Source organism: Actinophytocola sp., from assembly GCF_035712165.1.
Classification (GTDB): Bacteria; Actinomycetota; Actinomycetes; order Mycobacteriales; family Pseudonocardiaceae; genus DASYTH01.
Genome location: NZ_DASTBH010000247.1, coordinates 1 through 3,106, shown reverse-complemented (window position 1 = coordinate 3,106; position 3,106 = coordinate 1). Strand labels below are relative to the sequence as shown.

Genomic DNA, 3,106 nt, shown 5'->3' with positions numbered 1-3,106 from the left:
CAAAAGGGCAGCCCTGTTGGGGCGGACTCGTGAGTAGCGCTCCCGTGTACCCGGCTCCCCGGGTATACGGGACCCCTTTGGCGGACTGCGAGATCAGTGCGGGGGGGCGGCGGCGCTGGCGCGCGCGGCCAGCCGGGGTGCGACCCGGACCTGGTCGGACGTGCGCACACCGGTGGCAATCTGGTGCAGCGCCACCTCCACGCACCGCCTGCCCAGTTGGGCGAAGTCCTGCACCACGGTGGTGAGCGGCGGCGACAGGTACGGCGCCTCCGGGATGTCGTCGAAGCCGACCACGCTCACGTCGCCCGGCACCCGGCGCCCCGCCTCGGCCAGCGCGCGCAGCACGCCGATCGCGGTCTGGTCGTTCGCGCAGAAGACCGCCGTGACCGACGGGTCGTCCGCCAGCGCGCGGCCGGCCTCGTACCCGGACCGGGCGCTCCAGTCGCCGACGGACGGCTCCGGCACCGGCACGCCGCCGGCCGCCAGCGCCGCCTCCCAGCCCTGCCGCCGCTCCCTGGCCTCCGGCCAGCCGTCCGGCCCGGCGATGTGGTGCACGGTCCGGTGACCCATGCCCAGCAGGTGCCGGGTCGCCACGGCGGCGCCGGCCACGTTGTCCAGCCCCACCATGGCCACCCCGGCGGCGTCGCCCACGCCCATGCCCACCAGCGGCATGTTGCCCGGCACCTCCTCCAGGGCGGCCAGCGCCGAGTCCAGCGGGGCGATCGTGATGATGGCCTCGACCGCCTGCTCGCGCAGCCGGCGGATCGCCTCCGCGACCGAGCGGGTCTCCATCGAGCGGGCGCTGGCGATGCTGACGAAGTAGCCGGCCTCGCGGGCGGCCCGCTCCACCGCGTACACCATGAAGGACGGGCCGACCAGGGTCGTGTCGAACGTGACCAGCCCGAGGGTCTGCGACCGGTTGGTGACCAACGTCCGCGCCGCCGAGTTGGGCTGGTAGTCCAGCTCGCGCATGGCCGCGAGGACCCGCGCGCGGGTCTCCGGGCGCACGCTCGGATGGTCGTTGAGCACGCGGGAAACGGTCTGGTGCGAGACGCCGGCCAGCCGGGCGACGTCCATCATCACCGCCGGGCGCCGCGCGCGCGGCGCCCGCACGCCACCGGACCGTTCGCCGCTCACGGCCGGCCGACGGAGACCGGCACGTCGTCGGAGACCTCGGCCGGTTGCGGCCCGCCGCCGGACCGGCGGTTCAACCAGCGGGTCAGCCGGCCGCCGCGCCCTTGCGCGCCGACCAGGCGCTGCAACGCGATGAAGACCAGCAGCAGTACGCCGATGAAGATCCTCGTCCACCAGGAGCTGAGCCGCCCGTCGAAGTTGATCAGCGTCTGGATCAAGCCGAGCACCAGCACGCCGAGCACGGTGCCGATGACGAACCCGGAGCCGCCGGTGAGCAGCGTCCCGCCGATCACCACGGCGGCGATCGCGTCCAGTTCCAGGCCGACGGCGTGCAGGCTGTTGCCGGACAGCATGTAGAAGCTGAGCAGCACGCCGCCCAGGGCCGAGCAGAAGCCGCTGACCGTGTAGACGCCGATCTCGGTGCGGCCCACCGGCAGGCCCATGAGCCTGGCCGACTGCCGGCTTCCGCCCAGTGCGTACGTGTTGCGGCCCAGCCGGGTGTACCCGAGGACCACCACGGCGATCAGCACCACGACGAGGGCGATGATCACACTTGGCGACACGAAGTACTCCCCGAAGCGGATCCGCGACTGGGCCATCGATGTCCACGTCGGGTCGGTGATCGGGATCGAGGACGTGTTGATCACATAGCACAGCCCCCGGGCCAGGAACATGCCGGCGAGCGTGACGATGAACGGCTGGATCTCGAAGAAGTGGATGATGCAGCCCATCAGGAAGCCGAGCAGCGAGCCGATCGCCAGGGCCACGATCAGCACGATGAGCGGCGAGGACAGCCAGTTCGACCAGTTCAGCATCGACGCGATCACCATCGTGGTCAGCGCGACCACCGACCCGACCGACAGGTCGATCCCACCGGTCAGGATGACGAAGGTCATGCCGACGGCCACGACCAGCAGGAACGCGTTGTCGATGAAGATGTTCAGGATGACCTGCGGGTCGGAGAAGGCCTCGTACTGGGCCGCACCGATGCCGTACATCAGGGCGAGCACGGCCAGCGTGGCCAGCACCGGCAGGTACTTGCCGCCGTACGGCCCGATCCGGTTCGGCCGCCGGACCAACGCCGGCGCGTTCGCACTCATAGCCCGCCTCCCTTGACCGCGGCCGTGCCGGCCGACACCTCGGCGCGGGGCGGCGACGCCGCCGGGCCGAACGGCGTTCCGGGCTTGCGCCTTCGCCCGCGCAGCAGGCGCGCGGTCTTCGCCCGGAAGGCCGGCGACTGGATCAGGCAGACCGCCGTGACGACCAGCGCCTTGACCAGCAGCGTCGTCTCCGGCGGCACGCCGGTGGCGTAGATCGTCGTGGTCAGCGTCTGGATGATCAGCGCGCCGAGCACGGTGCCGCCGATGGAGAAGCGGCCGCCGGCCAGCGACGTGCCGCCGATCACCACGGCCAGGATGGCGTCGAGTTCGTACCACAGGCCGGCGTTGTTGCCGTCCGCGCCGGACACGTTGGAGCTGATCATCAGGCCGGCGATGCCGGCGCAGAACGCCGCGAAGACGTACACCATGACCGTGATCTGCTTCGACCGGATGCCGGCCAGCCGCGAGGCCTCGGCATTGCCACCCACCGACTCGATCAGCATGCCGAGCGCGCTGCGCCGGACCAGCACCGTGGTCAGCCCGGTCACGACCACCGCCAGGATGATCGAGAACGGGATGCCCAGCAGGTAGCCGGCGCCGATCAGCTTGTACGGCGAGCTGTTGACCGTGGTGATCTGCCCATCGGTGATCAGCTGGGCCAGCCCGCGGCCGGCCACCATCAGGATCAGCGTGGCGATGATCGGTTGCAGGCCGACGTACGCCACCAGGAGGCCGTTCCACAGCCCCAGCGCGGCCGAGAGCAGCAGGGCGAGCCCCACCGCCACCAGCACGCCGGTCACGGAGTTCTGGTCGGGCAGCTGGCTGATCCACAGGCACGCCAGGGCGCCGCTGATCGCCACCACCGAGCCGAC

Annotated in this window: 3 protein-coding genes; all 3 read right to left on the bottom strand. The window is 71.5% G+C overall.

The window, feature by feature from the left end; translation table 11 throughout:
* Positions 1 to 93 precede the first annotated feature (93 nt).
* On the bottom strand, positions 94 to 1,137 hold the full coding sequence (locus VFO68_RS14235; RefSeq protein ID WP_325158740.1) for a LacI family DNA-binding transcriptional regulator: 1,044 nt from the start codon (positions 1,135 to 1,137) through the stop codon (positions 94 to 96).
* Entirely contained in the window at positions 1,134 to 2,234 is a 1,101-nt protein-coding gene (yjfF, locus tag VFO68_RS14230; protein WP_325158739.1) for a galactofuranose ABC transporter, permease protein YjfF, read from the bottom strand. The genes VFO68_RS14235 and yjfF overlap by 4 nt, the downstream gene beginning before the upstream one ends.
* Positions 2,231 to 3,106, bottom strand: an 876-nt coding sequence (locus tag VFO68_RS14225; RefSeq protein ID WP_325158738.1) for an ABC transporter permease, incomplete at its 5' end; no start/stop codon positions are given. The genes yjfF and VFO68_RS14225, both read right to left, overlap by 4 nt.